14 protein-coding genes are annotated in these 14,847 nt (G+C 73.8%); 8 read left to right on the top strand and 6 right to left on the bottom strand.

From position 1 onward, the window contains the following. Positions 1-10: 10 nt before the first annotated feature. Positions 11-850: an SAM hydrolase/SAM-dependent halogenase family protein gene (locus ACOJUI_RS03730; RefSeq protein ID WP_422116760.1), complete on the bottom strand. Its 840-nt coding sequence runs from the start codon at positions 848-850 to the stop codon at positions 11-13. A gap of 157 nt (positions 851-1,007) precedes the next feature. Next, positions 1,008-2,018, bottom strand: coding sequence for an LLM class flavin-dependent oxidoreductase (locus ACOJUI_RS03735; RefSeq protein ID WP_422116761.1), 1,011 nt, complete (start codon positions 2,016-2,018; stop codon positions 1,008-1,010). Between the two features lie 106 nt (positions 2,019-2,124). Between ACOJUI_RS03735 and ACOJUI_RS03740 the strand changes: the two genes are divergently transcribed. Then, positions 2,125-3,111 (top strand): MsnO8 family LLM class oxidoreductase, encoded by a 987-nt coding sequence (locus tag ACOJUI_RS03740; protein WP_422116762.1) that lies wholly within the window; start codon positions 2,125-2,127, stop codon positions 3,109-3,111. A gap of 64 nt (positions 3,112-3,175) precedes the next feature. On the opposite strand, the gene ACOJUI_RS03745 is transcribed toward ACOJUI_RS03740, so the two are convergent. The 4 genes from ACOJUI_RS03745 to ACOJUI_RS03760 form a co-directional block, all read right to left on the bottom strand. Next, a complete protein-coding gene (locus ACOJUI_RS03745) occupies positions 3,176-4,195 on the bottom strand; it encodes a cation diffusion facilitator family transporter (protein ID WP_422116763.1) in 1,020 nt (339 codons plus the stop codon). Further along, positions 4,192-4,551 carry an ArsR/SmtB family transcription factor gene (locus ACOJUI_RS03750; protein WP_422116764.1) on the bottom strand — a complete coding sequence of 120 codons (360 nt, stop codon included), beginning with the start codon at positions 4,549-4,551 and terminating at the stop codon, positions 4,192-4,194. The genes ACOJUI_RS03745 and ACOJUI_RS03750 overlap by 4 nt, the downstream gene beginning before the upstream one ends. Before the next feature lie 151 nt (positions 4,552-4,702). Beyond that, positions 4,703-5,146 (bottom strand): rhodanese-like domain-containing protein, encoded by a 444-nt coding sequence (locus tag ACOJUI_RS03755; protein WP_422116765.1) that lies wholly within the window; start codon positions 5,144-5,146, stop codon positions 4,703-4,705. Continuing rightward, positions 5,143-6,633 carry a DEAD/DEAH box helicase gene (locus ACOJUI_RS03760; protein WP_422116766.1) on the bottom strand — a complete coding sequence of 497 codons (1,491 nt, stop codon included), beginning with the start codon at positions 6,631-6,633 and terminating at the stop codon, positions 5,143-5,145. The genes ACOJUI_RS03755 and ACOJUI_RS03760 overlap by 4 nt, the downstream gene beginning before the upstream one ends. A gap of 417 nt (positions 6,634-7,050) precedes the next feature. Between ACOJUI_RS03760 and ACOJUI_RS03765 the strand changes: the two genes are divergently transcribed. The 7 genes from ACOJUI_RS03765 (at position 7,051) to ACOJUI_RS03795 (ending at position 14,838) form a co-directional block, all read left to right on the top strand. Continuing rightward, positions 7,051-9,003, top strand: coding sequence for a glycoside hydrolase family 2 protein (locus ACOJUI_RS03765; protein ID WP_422116767.1), 1,953 nt, complete (start codon positions 7,051-7,053; stop codon positions 9,001-9,003). 80 nt (positions 9,004-9,083) lie between these two features. Further along, positions 9,084-9,845 carry a class I SAM-dependent methyltransferase gene (locus ACOJUI_RS03770; RefSeq protein ID WP_422117607.1) on the top strand — a complete coding sequence of 254 codons (762 nt, stop codon included), beginning with the start codon at positions 9,084-9,086 and terminating at the stop codon, positions 9,843-9,845. Further along, positions 9,842-10,849 (top strand): GNAT family N-acetyltransferase, encoded by a 1,008-nt coding sequence (locus ACOJUI_RS03775; RefSeq protein ID WP_422116768.1) that lies wholly within the window; start codon positions 9,842-9,844, stop codon positions 10,847-10,849. Before ACOJUI_RS03770 ends, ACOJUI_RS03775 begins: the two co-directional genes overlap by 4 nt. After that, positions 10,846-11,880, top strand: coding sequence for a zinc-dependent alcohol dehydrogenase family protein (locus ACOJUI_RS03780; protein ID WP_422116769.1), 1,035 nt, complete (start codon positions 10,846-10,848; stop codon positions 11,878-11,880). The genes ACOJUI_RS03775 and ACOJUI_RS03780 overlap by 4 nt, the downstream gene beginning before the upstream one ends. A 70-nt stretch (positions 11,881-11,950) precedes the next feature. Next, entirely contained in the window at positions 11,951-12,946 is a 996-nt protein-coding gene (locus ACOJUI_RS03785; protein ID WP_422116770.1) for an RNase H family protein, read from the top strand. Between the two features lie 90 nt (positions 12,947-13,036). Then, the gene (locus tag ACOJUI_RS03790; protein WP_422116771.1) at positions 13,037-14,284 is read left to right on the top strand and encodes a DUF418 domain-containing protein; all 1,248 of its coding nucleotides are present in this window, start codon (positions 13,037-13,039) and stop codon (positions 14,282-14,284) included. Further along, positions 14,281-14,838 (top strand): DUF4031 domain-containing protein, encoded by a 558-nt coding sequence (locus tag ACOJUI_RS03795; RefSeq protein WP_422116772.1) that lies wholly within the window; start codon positions 14,281-14,283, stop codon positions 14,836-14,838. The genes ACOJUI_RS03790 and ACOJUI_RS03795 overlap by 4 nt, the downstream gene beginning before the upstream one ends. Positions 14,839-14,847: the final 9 nt, after the last annotated feature.

Consider the following 14,847-nt stretch of genomic DNA (forward strand, 5'->3'; position numbering starts at 1 on the left):
GGGGTGGCGGTCACCGCACGGGCACGAGTGTGACGCGCCAGGAGGCGCCGGTGCCGAGGGAGAAGGCGCGCGCATAGTGGCCGCGGTTGATCGCGATCGCCATGCGATCCAGCGAGTTCACGTACAGCAGCGCCTCGCCGACCTCCACGGCGGCGAAGCTGCGGGCATAGGTCACCTGCGCGGCATGCACGACGGTGTCGTGGTGGTGGACGCGTACGGTGACCCGCTCGCCGGGCTCGACGCCGAGTTCACGGAACAGGGCGCGGGGGATGGAGGTCCACAGCGAGCCGTAGCGCACATCGAGGGTGTCGATCGTGCCGACGACGGCATCGTCCTGCAGCCGCGGCTCGGCCACGGGCAGCCGCACCAGCCGGTCGAGGTCGACGCGCGGGCCGATCGCCTCGAAGGTCACGGCGCCGGCGGCGAGGCGGGCCCCCGTGAAGGCGTAGATGTCACGGCCGTGGAAGGTGTAGGACTCCTCGGAGCCCGGCCGCCGGTGCTGGGTCTCGTCGATCTGCCGCAGCTCCGTGAGACCGAAGATGTGCTCGAGGTGGGTCAGGGTGCCGTTGTCCGGGGTGACCACGTAGTGGCCGGTCGCGGTGCGCGCCACGACGGACAGGCGATCCGAGCCCACCCCGGGGTCCACGACGGAGACGAAGACGGTGCCCTCGGGCCAGTAGCTCAGCACCTGGGCGAGCCGGTAGGAGCCCTCCCAGATGTCGTACGGCGGGATGTTGTGGGTGAGGTCATGGATCCGCAGAGCGGCGTCCACGCCGACGGCAACGCCGTACATGGCGCTGACCGCGCCGTCGTCGAGACCGAAATCGGACTGCAGGACCAAGGCGCTCATACGGGGATTATGCGTCCTGGTCAGGTTCTGCGCGGCGCACGCCGACATACGGCGTCATCGATCGCCGCGAGCGTCGATGGCACCTGAGCACCGTCAGGCTCCGAGCACGAGCTCGGCGAGCTGCTCGACAGGCTGCGGTGCGCTCAGCAGACCGTTCTCAGCTGCCGAGCCCCCAGGCGTCGGCGAGCAGCTCCAGGCCGCGCAGGCGGTCGGCCGGATCGTAGTAGTAGGCGGTGAGGATCAGCTCGTCGGCCCCGGTCGCGGCGACGATCTCCTCGAGCTGGCGCACGACGGTCCGGGGGGAGCCGACGGCCTTGATGGAGAGCGTCTGGTCGACCTGCGCGAGGAGATGCGCGGGCGCGATCTCCTGGACCGGCCGGGGCGGCTGGATCTTCTGACGCTGCCCGGTGACGACCCCCAGGAACATCTGCTGGAGGGTCGTGAACTGACGCTGCGCCTCCTCATCGGTCTCGGAGATCACGAGGTTGACTCCGACCATCGTGTGCGGGTCCTCGAGCTGCGCCGCCTCGGCGCGGGGGTCGAAGTGGTCGCGGTAGGTCTGCAGGGCGTGCAGGTACTGGAACGGCGCGAAGTGCGAGGCGACCGAGAACGGCAGCCCCAGCTGCGCGGCCAGCCGCGCCCCGTTGGCCGTGGAGCCGAGGATCCACATCGGCACCTCGGTGCCGCGGGCGACGGCAGCGGTGATCGGCAGTCCGCCGGTCGGCTCCTTGCGGGACCAGTCGCGCATCTGCTCGACCGCCGCGATGAAGGCCTGGGGTTCGGCGGAGGTGCGGGCGAGCAGCTGGGCGGTGAGCTGGTCGGTGCCCGGCGCACGCCCGAGCCCGAGGTCGATGCGGTCGCCGTGGAACTGCACGAGGGTGCCGAACTGCTCGATGACCGCGAGCGGCGAATGGTTGGGCAGCATGATGCCGCCGGAGCCGACCCGGATCCGCTCGGTCAGCGAGGCCGCCCGGTCGATCAGCAGGGAGGTGGCGCTCGAGGCGAGGCTGTCGGTGTTGTGGTGCTCGGCGAACCACAGCCGCTCGTAGCCCAGACGGTCCGCGGCCTGTGCGCCCTCCATCGACGCGGTGATCGCCTCCCGGGTGCTCATCCCCTCGGAGATGGGAACCAGATCGAGGATCGACAGGGGCACATGAGGAGCGTTCATGTCCTGCACACTATCGAGGCGGCGGCCGGTGCGGTCCGGTGGGGGATGAGACCTGTCCGACCCCGCGACGGGGAAGATCCCGCGCGGGCCGGGCGTTGACGCCGGCATGAGACTCTCGCTGCTGGATCGCTCGCGCACCAGGGCGGGTCACCCCGAATCCGACGCACTCGTCCACTCCGTCGAGCGGGCCGCGCAGGCCGAACAGGCCGGGTACCACCGGTTCTGGGTGGCCGAGCACCACGCCGTCCCGGGGATCGCGAGCGGGGCGCCGGCGGTGCTGCTGGCCGCCATCGGAGCTCGTACCCGCACGATCCGTCTCGGCTCGGGCGGCGTGATGCTGCCGAACCACCAGCCGCTGGTCGTCGCCGAGCAGTTCCTCATGCTCGAGGCCCTGTTCCCGGGCCGGGTCGACCTCGGACTGGGCCGCTCGCTCGGGTTCACGGGACCGGTGCGCGACGCCCTGCGGCGCACGGAGGCCGACCCGGACTCGTTCGCGGCGGAGATCGGCGAGCTGCGGGACTTCCTGCACGGGGAGGCCGAGGTGACGGCGCGGCCGGCGGCCGGCGGACAGATCCCGATGTTCGTCCTCGCGACCGGCTCCGGGCTGGACCTCGCCGCGCAGCTCGGGCTGCCCGTGGTGATCGGCGGCCCCGTGCTCGAACACGCGGAGATCACCGACCGGCTGGCCGACTACCGGCGCAGCTTCCGACCCCACCGCGGCAGCGCACCGTCGGTGATCGTCTCCCTCGACATCCTCATCGCGGACACCGATGAGCAGGCCCGCGAACTTGCCCTGCCGGAGTGCTGGGCGATGGTGCGCTCCCGCAGCACGGGACTGTTCGAACCTCTCGAAGCCCCCGAGCAGATCCGGGACAGGCGCCTGAGCGGTCGCGAACAGGAGCGTCTGCGGCAGAGTCTGGACGCGGCCTGCGCCGGCAGCGCGACCACGGTGCGGCGCCGCCTCGAGCAGCTGATCGACCGCACCGGCGCCGAGGAGATCCTCTCGTCGGCCTCGACCTTCGACCGGGACGCGCTCGCCGACAGCGACCGTCGCCTGGCCGCCCTGATCGCGTCATCACGCCCCACCGCCTGACCGTGGCCGTCGAGAGGAGTGCCTGGCCGCCATGGCGCGCGGCGGCGCCGGGGTCCCGAGGAGGTCACCTACGAGGGTCGGGTCCGGCCGCGCCCGTGTCCGGGGGCCGCGTCGGATCGTGGTCCTCCCCGTGGATCTGCACATGCCCCGCCGGGATGTCCGCGTAGGACGCCGGATCGGAGATCGGTTCGAGGTGGGTGAGCACGGTGAGGTCCGGCAGCCGGGCGCAGAGCTCCTCCTCGAGCTCCTCGATGTAGTCGTGGCCCTGCTTGACGGTCCACTCGTCGGGCACCAGGACGTGCACGTTCATGTACTTCTGCTGCCCGGCCTCGCGGGTCTGCAGGCCGTGGAAGGTGGTGGTGCCGTCGGTGCGGCGGCGCAGGATCTCGGTGATGACCTCGTGGTCCTCCTCGGGCAGCGCCTTGTCCAGGAGGCCCGAGACCGATTCCCCGAGCAGACCGATGCCGGTGACGACGATGTTCACGCCGACCGCGAAGGCGACCAGGGCGTCCAGCCGCTCCCAGCCGGTCAGGGCCACCAGGCCCACCCCGACCAGCACCCCGACGCTGGTGACCACGTCGGTCATCAGGTGCTTGCCGTCGGCCCGCAGGGTGATCGAGTTGTGGGTGGCGCCCACGCGCAGCAGCACCAGGCCCACGCCCCCGTTGACGAGCGAGGCGAGCACCACGATGAGCAGGCCGATGCCGAGGTTCTCGAGCGGGCGCGGATTGATGAAGCGCTCGACCGCGGTGACCATGATGACCGCGGCGGCCGCGAAGATCATCAGCCCCTCGACGGCCGCGGAGAAGTACTCGGCCTTGGCCCGGCCGTAGAGGAAGCGCTCGGTGGCGGGACGGGCGGCGACCGTGAGGGCGATCAGGGCGACCACCGCGGCGACCAGGTTCACGGTCGACTCGGCGGCGTCGGAGAGCAGGCCCACCGAGTCGGTCAGCGCCCAGGCGCCGGTCTTCAGCGCGATCGTCACGATCGCGGCGACGATCGACAGCCACGCGTACCGGCGCAGGTCGACTTTGGCGGCGGGGGCGGGCTGCCGGGCGTCGTCGGGGGAGGAGGGGCTGATCATGCGCGCGGGTCCTTCAGGGGCGGATCGGGGGCGAGCGTGCCGTCGGGCGCGATGTGCGCGAAGATCTGCTCGACCAGGGACAGGACGTGGGGGTCCTCGACGGTGTAATAGCTGTGCCGGCCCTCGCGGCGGGCGGAGACGATCCCGGCCAGGCGCAGCTTGCTGAGGTGCTGACTGGTGGTGGGGAGGCTGAGGCCGACGTGCTCGGCCAGGGCGCCCACGTCGAAGCGGCCCGAGCTCATCAGCTGCACCAGGTGCAGCCGCGGCGGGCTCGCCAGCAGGGCGAAGGTGTTCGCGGCGGCCGCGAGCTGCGCCGGGGTGGGGGAGATGCCCGGGGGGAGGGCCTGGTCCGTCATGCTCCCAGTCTCCGCCGGTTTGCATACTTGCGCAATATACGAAGCGTCGATGTGGCCGGATCGACGGCCCGCTGCGCACCGGGCGGGGGGACGGGGGAGCAGACGGACAAGGCGGTGCCGCATGGCACCGCCCCGTCCTCGTGCGTCGTCGTCAGTCCACGCAGCGGGTGGGCTCCGCCGCGGCGGGCAGCCCGGCCTCGCGGTAGCCGCGGAAGCCGCCGACCAGATCGGTGGCGCGGTGGAAGCCGAGGTCGCGCAGGTCCCGCGCGGCGAGCGAGGAGTAGAAGCCCTCGTTGCAGACCACCACGACCAGGTCGTCGTAGTCCGGCCCCTGCTCGAGGCGGTCGGCGCTGCGCGGATCCAACCGCCACTCGAGCACCAGGCGCTCGATCACCGTCGCGCCCGGGATGTGCCCCTCGGTCCCGCGGGTCGCGGCCGTGCGGATGTCGATCACGTGCGCTCCCTGCTCCTGCAGGGCGGGCAGCTCGCCCGGGGCGATCCGCTGGATGCCCCGGCGGGAGGCCGCCAGGATCTCGTCGATCCCGTGCTGCGAGGACGCCTCGGCGCGACGGCGGCCGTTGCCCGGGTCGGTCACCGCTGGCGCCCCGCGGAGTAGGCGGCCAGGCCGCCGCCGGAGGCACCGCCGGAGGACGTGGAGTAGCGGGTGGGCGTGCCCCCGCTGCGTGCGCCGCCCTGGCGGGCCGGACGGGCCTCGCCGCTCTGACCGCTCTGGCCACCGGGACGGCCGGAGCCGCCGGAGCGACCCTGTCCGCCGCGCCGGCCGCCGGCGCCCTGACCCTGACCCCGGCCGCCGCCCTGCCCGCGGCCGCCGCCCTGGCCGCGACCGCCCTGGCCGCGACCGGAGTTCTCCTGGCGCGGCGCCGGATCGGGCTCGCGGGGCTCGTGCATCTCCATCCGCTCGCCGGGGGCGAGCTCGCTGAGCACGGGGGAGGTGGGCACCACGCGGGCGTGGTAGGTGGGCTGGATGCCGGCCTTGCGCATCAGGTCGCTGACGTCGCGCTTCTGGTCCGGGGTCTGCACCGTGATCACGGTGCCGGACTCGCCGGCGCGGGCGGTGCGGCCCGAGCGGTGCAGGTACGCCTTGTGCTCGATGGGCGGATCGGCGTGGACCACCACCGCCACCTCGTCGACGTGGATGCCGCGCGCGGCGATGTCGGTGCAGACCATCGTGGTCGACGTGCCGGAGCCGAAGGCCTCGAGGTTCCGGGTGCGGGCATTCTGCGAGAGGTTGCCGTGCAGGTCGACGGCATCCACCCCGCGCGCCGAGAGCTTGCGGGCCAGGTTCTTCGCGCCGTACTTGGTGCGCGTGAACATGATGGTGCGGCCGGGGGCGGCCGCGAGGTCGCGCAGCACGTCGAAGCGGGTGGCGGCGTCGACCTCGAGCACATGGTGCTCCATGGTGCCGACGGGGCTGCTCGCGGGATCCGCGGAATGGGTGACCGGCTCGTGCAGGAACTGCTTGACGAGCTTGTTCACGCCCGAGTCCAGGGTCGCCGAGAACAGCATCCGCTGTCCCTTCTTCGGCGTCGCGTTGAGGATCTTGGTGACCATGGGCAGGAAGCCCATGTCGGCCATGTGGTCGGCCTCGTCGATGACGGTGATCTCGACGCCGCCGAGGTCCGCATGGCCCTGACCGATCAGGTCCAGCAGCCGTCCGGGGCAGGCGACGAGCACGTCGACACCGCCGGCGAGGGCCTTGACCTGCGGGTTCTGACCGACCCCGCCGAACACGACGGTGCTGCGCAGCCCGGTGGCCTCGGCCAGCGGCCGCAGGGCCTCGGCGAGCTGCGAGGCGAGCTCGCGGGTGGGGGCCAGGATCAGGGAGCGCGGCCGCCGCGAGACGCGCTTGCGCGGCTCGGCGATCAGGCGGGTCACCAGGGGGAGCAGGAAGGCGTAGGACTTGCCCGAGCCCGTGCGGCCGCGGCCGAGGATGTCGCGACCGGCGAGGGAGTCCGGCAGCGTCGCGGCCTGGATCGGGGTGGGGCGGGTGATGCCCTGGGGCGCGAGGGCGTCGACCAGGACGGAGGGCACGCCGAGGCGTGCGAAATCAGGGGAGGTCAAGGGAGATCCGTTCTGAGGTGCAGATCCCGCCCGGTGCGTCGAATGCCCGAAGGCTGCCGGGGCAGCGATGCATGAGCTGCGCAGTCACCTCCCGCAAGGGGAGGGACCTGTGCCGCGGCGGGATGACGGCACGCTCTGCCCACCGTAGACCCTGGGTGCCCCGGCGCCCGGGAATCGGCGCCGCGGTGTGAGATACCCCTGGTCGTGACGGTGCCCCGAGAGTAAGCCGGGGCGGATCGGCGCGGTCTGCGCGCGGCGTCCGGAGCGCCGGTGCTCGGGCAGCCCCGGCGCTCTGCCGAACCCCGTTTACCACGTTGCAATTAGCCCGGCCCTGCGCTTGACTGGAGCCACCGGTCCGCGACGATGCCTCGGTGCGCCGCGACCTGCCACCGTGCCCGCCGAGACCAGGAGTCGACCGTGAACGCCGAGACCACCGCCCTCCCGGAGCCCCTGCGCTCCCTCTTCGACCGGGCCGACGAGCTCGCCGCCGTGCTCGACGCCCCGCCTGCGGGCGATGCCGGGGTCCCCAGGCCCGAGCACCCGCGCCCCCAGCTGCAGCGACCCACCTGGATCACCCTCAACGGCACCTGGCAGTTCGAGATCGACCAGGGCGACTCCGGGCGCGAGCGGGGCCTGCTCGAGCGGGACCTGGCCACCACCATCACCGTGCCCTTCGCCCCGGAGACCGCGGCCTCCGGCATCGGCAACCGCGACTTCCTCGAGGCCGTCTGGTACCGCCGCACCGTGACGGTCCCCGCCGGCTGGGAGGGCCTGCGACCCGTCCTGCGGTTCGAGGCGGTCGACCACGAGGCGACCGTCTGGGCCGACGGGGTGGAGGTGGCCCGCCACTGCGGCGGCTTCACCCCCTTCAGCGCCGACCTCTCCACCGTGCCGGGCGTGGGCCCGGGCAGCGAGGTCGAGATCGTCGTACGGGCCCGCGACCCGCACGACGTCCCGCAGGCCCGCGGCAAGCAGTCCACCTGGTACCACGCCACGCATGCCAGCTACCACCGCACCACCGGCATCTGGCAGAGCGTCTGGCTCGAGGGCGTCCCGGTCGACGAGATCCGCTCCCTGCGGATCCTGCCGTCGCTGGCGGGGAACTCCTTCTCGATCGACGTGCCGCTCGCGCGCAGCACCCCCGGCACCCGCCTCGAGATCATCGCCTCCGTGCCGGGCGGCGAGGAGGTGGCCCGCACCCGGGTGCGCGCCGACCTCGACCTCGCCCCGCACCTGGAGCTGGTGATCCCGGAGGACGCGGTGCGCATCTGGGGCCCCGGCGCCCCCGAGCTCTACGCCCTCACCGTGCGGCTGCTCGACGCCGACGGCGGACCGCTCGACGAGGTCCGCTCCTACGCGGGCCTGCGCTCGACCAGCCTGCGCGGCCACGAGTTCCGCATCAACGGCGAGAAGGTCTTCCAGCGCCTGGTGCTGGACCAGGGGTACTGGGAGGAGTCGTTCATGACGGCGCCCGACGATGCGGCGCTGAGGACCGACATCCGCCTGGCGCTGGAGGCCGGCTTCAACGGCGCCCGCCTGCACCAGAAGGTCTTCGAGCAGCGGATGCTGTTCTGGGCGGACCTGCACGGCTACCTCACCTGGGGGGAGTTCGCCGACTGGGGGATCTCCGGCCACGGACCGATGGGCGACAACCAGCAGCCCCCGGCCTCCTTCATCGGCCAGTGGGTCGAGGCGGTCCAGCGGGACATCAACCACCCCAGCATCATCGGCTGGTGCCCGCTGAACGAGACCCACCAGGTCATGCACGACCGGTACACCCAGCTCGACGTCGTCACCCAGGCGATGTACGACGCGACCAAGCTCGCCGATCCCACCCGTCCCGTGCTCGACACCTCCGGGTACAGCCACCGGGTGCGGGGCGCCGACATCTACGACTCCCACTCCTACGAGCAGGACGTCGAGCGCTTCCGCGCCGAGCAGTCCGGCCTGGCCGAGGGCGCGCCCTTCGCCAACCGCCGCGAGCTCGCCCCCGACGAGATGCCCTTCGCCGACGGCGCGTTCTCGCTGCCCTACGCCGGGCAGCCCTACTTCGTCTCCGAGTACGGCGGCATCTGGTGGAACGAGCAGGAGGCCCGCGACGCGGAGGCGGCGCAGCGCGCCGGGAACAACGCCGCCGAGTCCTGGGGCTACGGCCAGCGGGTGCGCAGCGAGGAGGAGCTCTACGAGCGGTTCGAGGGCCTGACCCGGGTGCTGCTCGAGGATCCGCTGATGTTCGCCTACTGCTACACGCAGCTGACCGACGTGTTCCAGGAGAAGAACGGGGTGGTCGACTTCGCCCGCGCCCGCAAGCTGGACCTGGCCCGCCTGCGCGCCGTCCAGCAGCAGCCGGCCGCCTACGAGCAGGACTGACCCCGGCGGCCCCGGCGGGAAAATGGCACGACAGGCCGCCGGGGCCGGACGAGGATGGCCCGATGATCGAGCAGAGTCCGATGATCGAGCAGAGCCGCCTCTGGGACGACCAGGCCGCCGCGGAGTACGACACCCCCGGTGAGGGCATGTTCGCCCCGGAGGTGCTGGAGCCGACGGTCGCGGTCCTGCGCGACCTCGCCGCCGGCGGCCCTGCCCTCGAGTTCGCGATCGGCACCGGGCGGGTGGCGATCCCCCTGCGCGCGGCCGGGGTCGAGGTCACCGGGATCGAGCTGTCCGAGCCCATGATCGCGCGGCTGCGCGAGAAGGCCGACGCGGAGCGGATCCCCGTGGTCGCCGGGGACATGACCACGGCCCGGGCGGGGGAGGGATTCGCCCTCGTCTACCTGGTCTTCAACACCATCGCGAACCTGCTCACCCAGGCCGAGCAGGTCGAGTGCTTCCGCAGCGCCGCCCGGCACCTCGCCCCGGGCGGCTGCTTCGTCATCGAGCTCGCCGTCCCCGACCTGCGGTCCCTGGCCCCCGGGCACGGCGGCACCGTCGAGGTGTCGCAGCCCGGATACCTGCTGGTCGACACCTACGACACCCTGCGCCAGCAGCTCGTCTCCCACCACCTCCGCTTCGATCCGACCGTCGACGGCGCCCGCGGCGCCCGCATCGACCGCACCCCGCAGCGGTACATCTGGCCCTCCGAGCTCGACCTGATGGCGCAGCTGGCCGGCTTCGCGCTCGAGGACCGCTGGGCCGGCTGGGACCGGTCGGAGTTCACCGCGGACTCGCGCTCGCACGTCAGCGTGTACCGGCTCCCTACACTGAGCGGGTGACCTCGACCGACACTGCTCTCGTCCCCCTCACCCCCGAGGACGCACAGGCGCTGACCGCGCTGCTGACCCGCGTCGACGCCGCCGAGGAGCGCGGGGAGCCGGCCGCCGAGACCACCACCCGGGAGTGGCTCACGACCCCCGGCCTCGACCTCGCGAGGGACAGCTTCGCGGTGCGCGAGGGCGAGCGTCTGCTCGGCTTCTCGCTCGTGGACGTGTCGACCGCGAGCGACCGCGACGGTCGCATCCGCTGCCAGCTGACGGGCGCCGTCGACCCCGAGCGCCGCCGGCAGGGGATCGGGTCCGCGCTGCTCGCGCGCGCCGAGGAGCGGGCCGCCCACCTCGCCGCCGAGCGCCATCCCGGCACCCCCGCCGTCCTCCGCGTCAGCGGCGGCCGCGACCCGTCACCCGCGAGCGCCGACCAGCCGCTGTGGGGAGGGGCCGACGTGCGCCCGCTGCTGGACCGGCGCGGCTACCGCCGCGCCCGCAGCTGGCTGTGCATGACCCGCGACCTACCCGGCCCGGCGCTCGCGCCCGCACCGGCGGCCGGGGCCCGGCTGCTCTCCCCGTCGGCCGCGCACTCCGAACCCACCCGGCTCGCCCACATCGCCGCCTTCGCCGATCACTGGGGCTCCGCCCCGATCACCCCGGAGCGCTGGCGGGCCTGGACCACCGCCAGCACCGCGCGGCCCGCGCTGTCCACGATCGCCCTGGCCCCCGACGGCACCGTGCTCGCCTATGCGCTCGCCGACGAGGACCAGCCCGGCGTGCTGCACATCGCGCTGGTGGGCAGCCGCCCGGAGGCCCGCGGTCGCGGGCTCGGCCGCGCCGTCCTGACCCGCACGCTCCGCCTCGGCGCCGAGCAGGGCTTCAGCGCCGCCGAGCTCGAGGTCGACGCCGAGTCCCTGACCGGTGCGACCCGGCTCTACGACGCCCTCGGCTTCGACCGCGCCCACGTCGCCGCGACCTACGAGAAGCCGCTGGCAACGGTGGGGGAGGCCCGATGAGAGCTGTGCGCTACGAGGCCTTCCGCGCGCGCCCCGAGCTCGTCGAGGTCCCCGCGCCGGACTGTCCGCCGCACGGCGCGGTGGTGAGCGTGCACGCCACCGGGGTGTGCCGCAGCGACTGGCACGCCTGGCAGGGCCATGACGACTCGGTCCGGCTGCCGCATGTGCCCGGCCACGAGTTCGCGGGCGTCGTCGAGCGCGTCGGCACCGAGGTCACGGGCTTCGCCCCCGGCGATCGGGTGACGGCCCCGTTCATCCTCTCCTGCGGCCGCTGCGAGCAGTGCCGCGCCGGCGCCCCGCAGGTGTGCCCCCGGCAGCGACAGCCCGGCTTCGACCTGCCCGGCTCCTGGGCCGAGCAGGTGGTGGTGATCGAGGCCGACCACAACCTCGTGGCCCTGCCCGAGGGGATCGACCTGACCCTCGCCGCCGGTCTCGGCTGCCGCGTCGGCACCGCGTACCACGCCGTGCGCACCCAGGCCGCGGTGGTCCCCGGGGAGACGGTGGCGGTGTTCGGCTGCGGCGGCCTGGGGCTGTCGTGCGTGATGGTCGCCCTGGCCGCCGGCGCGGAGGTGCTCGCGATCGACGTCTCCGAGACGGCCCTCGCCGCGGCCGTCGAGCTCGGGGCGAGGGCGATCCTCACCGACGGGGACATCGCCGCGCGGGTGCGGGAGGTCACCGGGGGAGGAGCGCACGTCAGCCTCGACGCGCTGGGCTCGGCCGCGACCGCCCGCGCCGCGATCGAGTCCCTGCGCCCCCGTGGCCGCCACGTCCAGGTGGGCCTCCTGCTCGGGGACGACGCCGACCCGTCCCTGCCGATGGGCCGGGTGATCGCCCAGGAGCTGCAGATCCTCGGCAGCCACGGCCTCGCGGTCGCCGAGTACCGCGAGCTGCTCGCCGAGGTCGCCGGGGGCCGCCTCGACCTGGGCCGCACCGTCGGCAGCGTCCTCACCCTCGAGGAGCTGCCCGCGGCCATGCTCGCCATGGACCGCCCGCCCACGACCGCCGGGATGACCGTCGCCCGCCTGCGCTGAAGGGTGGGGAGAGGAACCCCGCATCGCCCGGTGAACGGCGCGCTCCGAGCGCTGTGGAACGATTGAGGGCATGACGATCACCGCTGCGGCCGACGGCTCCGCCCTCGGCAATCCCGGCCCGGCCGGCTGGGCCTGGTACATCGACGAGGACACCTGGCGCGCCGGCGGCTGGCCCCACGGCACCAACAACATGGGCGAGCTGAAGGCCGTGCTTGACCTGCTCGAGGCGACCGCGGTGGACGCCGACCAGCACCTGCTGATCCTCTGCGACAGCCAGTACGTCATCAACTCGGTGACCAAGTGGATGCCGGGGTGGAAGCGCAAGGGCTGGCGCAAGAAGGACGGCAAGCCGGTGCTGAACGTCGAGCTGCTGCAGGCCATCGACCGCGCCCTGGCGGGCCGCAGCGTCGAGTTCGAGTGGGTCAAGGGGCATTCCGGGCATGCGCTGAACGAGGCCGCCGACAAGCGCGCCAACGCCGCCGCCACCGCCTTCTCCAAGCAGCAGGACCCGCAGGTGGGACCCGGTTACCGCGGCGCGGGCGCGAGCCCGGCCCCCGCGGCGGCGACCAGGACGGAGCCCGCGGCGCCGGAGCCCGCTGCGCCGGAGCCCGCCGCGCCGACGGAGCACGACCTGTTCAGCCTCTTCGAGGAGGCGCCGGCGGCGAGCTGCTCCACCGCCGGCGAGGACCCGGTGCTGGTGGCCGACGCCCCCGGCGCCACCGACTTCGAGCAGATCACCGCCCGTGAGCAGGCCCTGCTCACCGATGCGCTGCGCGCCGATCCGCCCAGCGCCGCCGAGCTGCTCCATCCCGGCTTCACCGAGATCGGGGCGAGCGGTCGCCGCTACGACCGCGACGAAGCGCTTGCCCACCTGGCCCCGGTCCCGGGCGTGAGCGCCGAGGAGTTCGTCGCCGACGAGATCGCCCCCGGGGTGGTGCTGCTGCAGTACGTGACCGCCGGGCCGGACGGCACGGTCGAGCGCGCCTCGGTCTGGGTCCGTGAGCAGGGCCGCTGGCTGCTGCGGCACCACCAGGGAACGTCGGTGGGCTCGGAGCGCCGGCGCTGAGGGCTTGACCTCCACCCCTTCCTGCCCCTGTGGGACCATGGCGCCCATGACGAGCGCCGCCACCACCGCCGCGCGGCCTCCGGCACCGCGATGAGCTCCGTCCCCCTCGCGCAGCGCGCCGGCGGGCCGGACCTCGCCCGGGGCCTCGCCCTGCTGGGGATCGCGCTGGCCAACACGGTGGGCTGGCTCCACGGTGAGCAGTGGACGGTGCTGCTCAAGCAGCTCGACACCACGGCCGTGGATCGGGCCGCGGACGTGCTGATCGCCCTGCTCGTCGACAACCGCGGCTTCCCGCTGTTCGCGATGCTGTTCGGCTACGGGATCGGGATCCTGCACCGCCGCTCCCGAGAGCGCGGCGAAGCCCCCCGGCGCTTCGTGCTGCGGATGGCGCGCCGGCATCTGGCGCTGCTCGCGATCGGCCTCGCCCACGGGATCCTGCTGTTCAGCGGGGACATCCTGGTTCCCTACGCGATCATCGGCATGCTCTGCGCGCTGCTGGTCTCCCGGCACCGCCTGGCACTGCCCCTGGCCGGGCTGCTCGCCCTGCCCGCGCTCGGGCTGTGGGGCTGGGCCGATGCCACGATCGGGCTGGGCCAGGGCAGCGGGTACGCCGCCGCCTCGGCCCCCGACTACCTCACGAGTCTGAAGATCCGCACCGGCTCCGCGCTGCGCGGCGCGCTGCTCGCCCCGGTGGAGGACATCGGCCTGCTCGCCCCGATGGCGATCGGGGCGCTCGCGGCCCGGGTGCGGCTGCTCGAGGAGGTGGCCGCGAACCGGGACCTGCTGGTGCCGCTGACCCGCTGGGGCCTCGGCCTCGGGCTGCTCGGGGCGGTGCCCCTGACCGCGGTGCTGGTGCTGGATCCCGCCCACGCGGTGCTCGAGGGCGAGCGGATGCTCGGGATGCTGGGCGTGCTGCACCAGCTCTCGGGGCTGCTGGGCGCGCTGGGCCTCGCCGCGGCGGCCGCGCTGCTCGCGGAGCGGGTGCGACGCCGGGAGGCGGCGGGCGTCAAGTACGGCGAGCTCCTGCGGGGACGCGCCGAGCGCGGCATCGAGGCCCTCGGCGCGGTGTCGCTCAGCGCGTATGTCGCCCAGTCGCTCGTGTTCCTGGCACTGTTCCCGCCCTTCACGCTGGACCTCGGCTCCCGCCTCGGCACCGCCGGCGCCGCCGGGATCGTGCTGCTGAGCTGGCTGGCGATGCTCCCCCTGGCCGCCGCGCTGCGCCGCTCGGGCCGCCGCGGCCCCTTGGAGCTGCTGCTGCGCGCCCTGGCGGGCTCCTCCACCCTGCGGGAGACTGCCGCAGCAGGAGCCGCGACCGCTGTGAGAGGAGAGCGCCCATGACCGTCTACGCCGACACCCCGCGCTGGCCGCGGCACGGCATGCTGTGGGGCCACCTGATCTCGGACACCTCGCTGGAGGAACTGCATCGCGTCGCCGCGCGCGCCGGGCTGCCCCCGCGCTCCTTCGACCTCGACCACTACGACTGGCCGGAGTCCGCCCGCCCGGGCCTCGTGGCGGCCGGGGTGCGCTTCGTCGGCGACGGCGAGCTGACGCGGATCCTGATCGCCTCGGGGCTGCGCATCCGGCTGCGGGACCGCCCGGCCGCCCGCGCCCGCCGCAGCGCCGAGCACGCCGCGGCGATCGGCCTGGCGGAGGTGCCCCGCGACCTCATCGTCGGCCGGCTCGGGCACGTCGACCCGCTGCCGGACGCCGGATGGGCAGCCCCCGGCGCCTTCCGGATGACCCGGGAGCGCCCCGCGGCGCCGCCGTCGATCGAGGCGCACGACGAGCGGGGCCGGCGCGCGGCCCTCGCGCTGCTGGCGCGGCTCGATGAGCTCTCGCGCCGCCGCGGCGAGGAGGGCTTCGTCGGTCAGGTGCTGGTGGACCCCGCCTGAGCCGACCCG

This window comes from Brachybacterium sp. UNK5269 (assembly GCF_049266655.1).
In the GTDB taxonomy this organism is placed as follows: Bacteria; Actinomycetota; Actinomycetes; order Actinomycetales; family Dermabacteraceae; genus Brachybacterium.

Excerpts from the sequence above, each read along its gene's own strand:
- ACOJUI_RS03785 (WP_422116770.1), top strand. The coding sequence starts at position 11,951 with ATGACGATCACCGCTGCGGCCGACGGCTCCGCCCTCGGCAATCCCGGC.
- ACOJUI_RS03740 (WP_422116762.1), top strand. The coding sequence starts at position 2,125 with ATGAGACTCTCGCTGCTGGATCGCTCGCGCACCAGGGCGGGTCACCCC.
- ACOJUI_RS03770 (WP_422117607.1), top strand. The coding sequence starts at position 9,084 with ATGATCGAGCAGAGCCGCCTCTGGGACGACCAGGCCGCCGCGGAGTAC.
- ACOJUI_RS03795 (WP_422116772.1), top strand. The coding sequence starts at position 14,281 with ATGACCGTCTACGCCGACACCCCGCGCTGGCCGCGGCACGGCATGCTG.
- ACOJUI_RS03745 (WP_422116763.1), bottom strand. The coding sequence starts at position 4,195 with ATGATCAGCCCCTCCTCCCCCGACGACGCCCGGCAGCCCGCCCCCGCC.
- ACOJUI_RS03730 (WP_422116760.1), bottom strand. The coding sequence starts at position 850 with ATGAGCGCCTTGGTCCTGCAGTCCGATTTCGGTCTCGACGACGGCGCG.
- ACOJUI_RS03790 (WP_422116771.1), top strand. The coding sequence starts at position 13,037 with ATGAGCTCCGTCCCCCTCGCGCAGCGCGCCGGCGGGCCGGACCTCGCC.
- ACOJUI_RS03750 (WP_422116764.1), bottom strand. The coding sequence starts at position 4,551 with ATGACGGACCAGGCCCTCCCCCCGGGCATCTCCCCCACCCCGGCGCAG.
- ACOJUI_RS03780 (WP_422116769.1), top strand. The coding sequence starts at position 10,846 with ATGAGAGCTGTGCGCTACGAGGCCTTCCGCGCGCGCCCCGAGCTCGTC.
- ACOJUI_RS03735 (WP_422116761.1), bottom strand. The coding sequence starts at position 2,018 with ATGAACGCTCCTCATGTGCCCCTGTCGATCCTCGATCTGGTTCCCATC.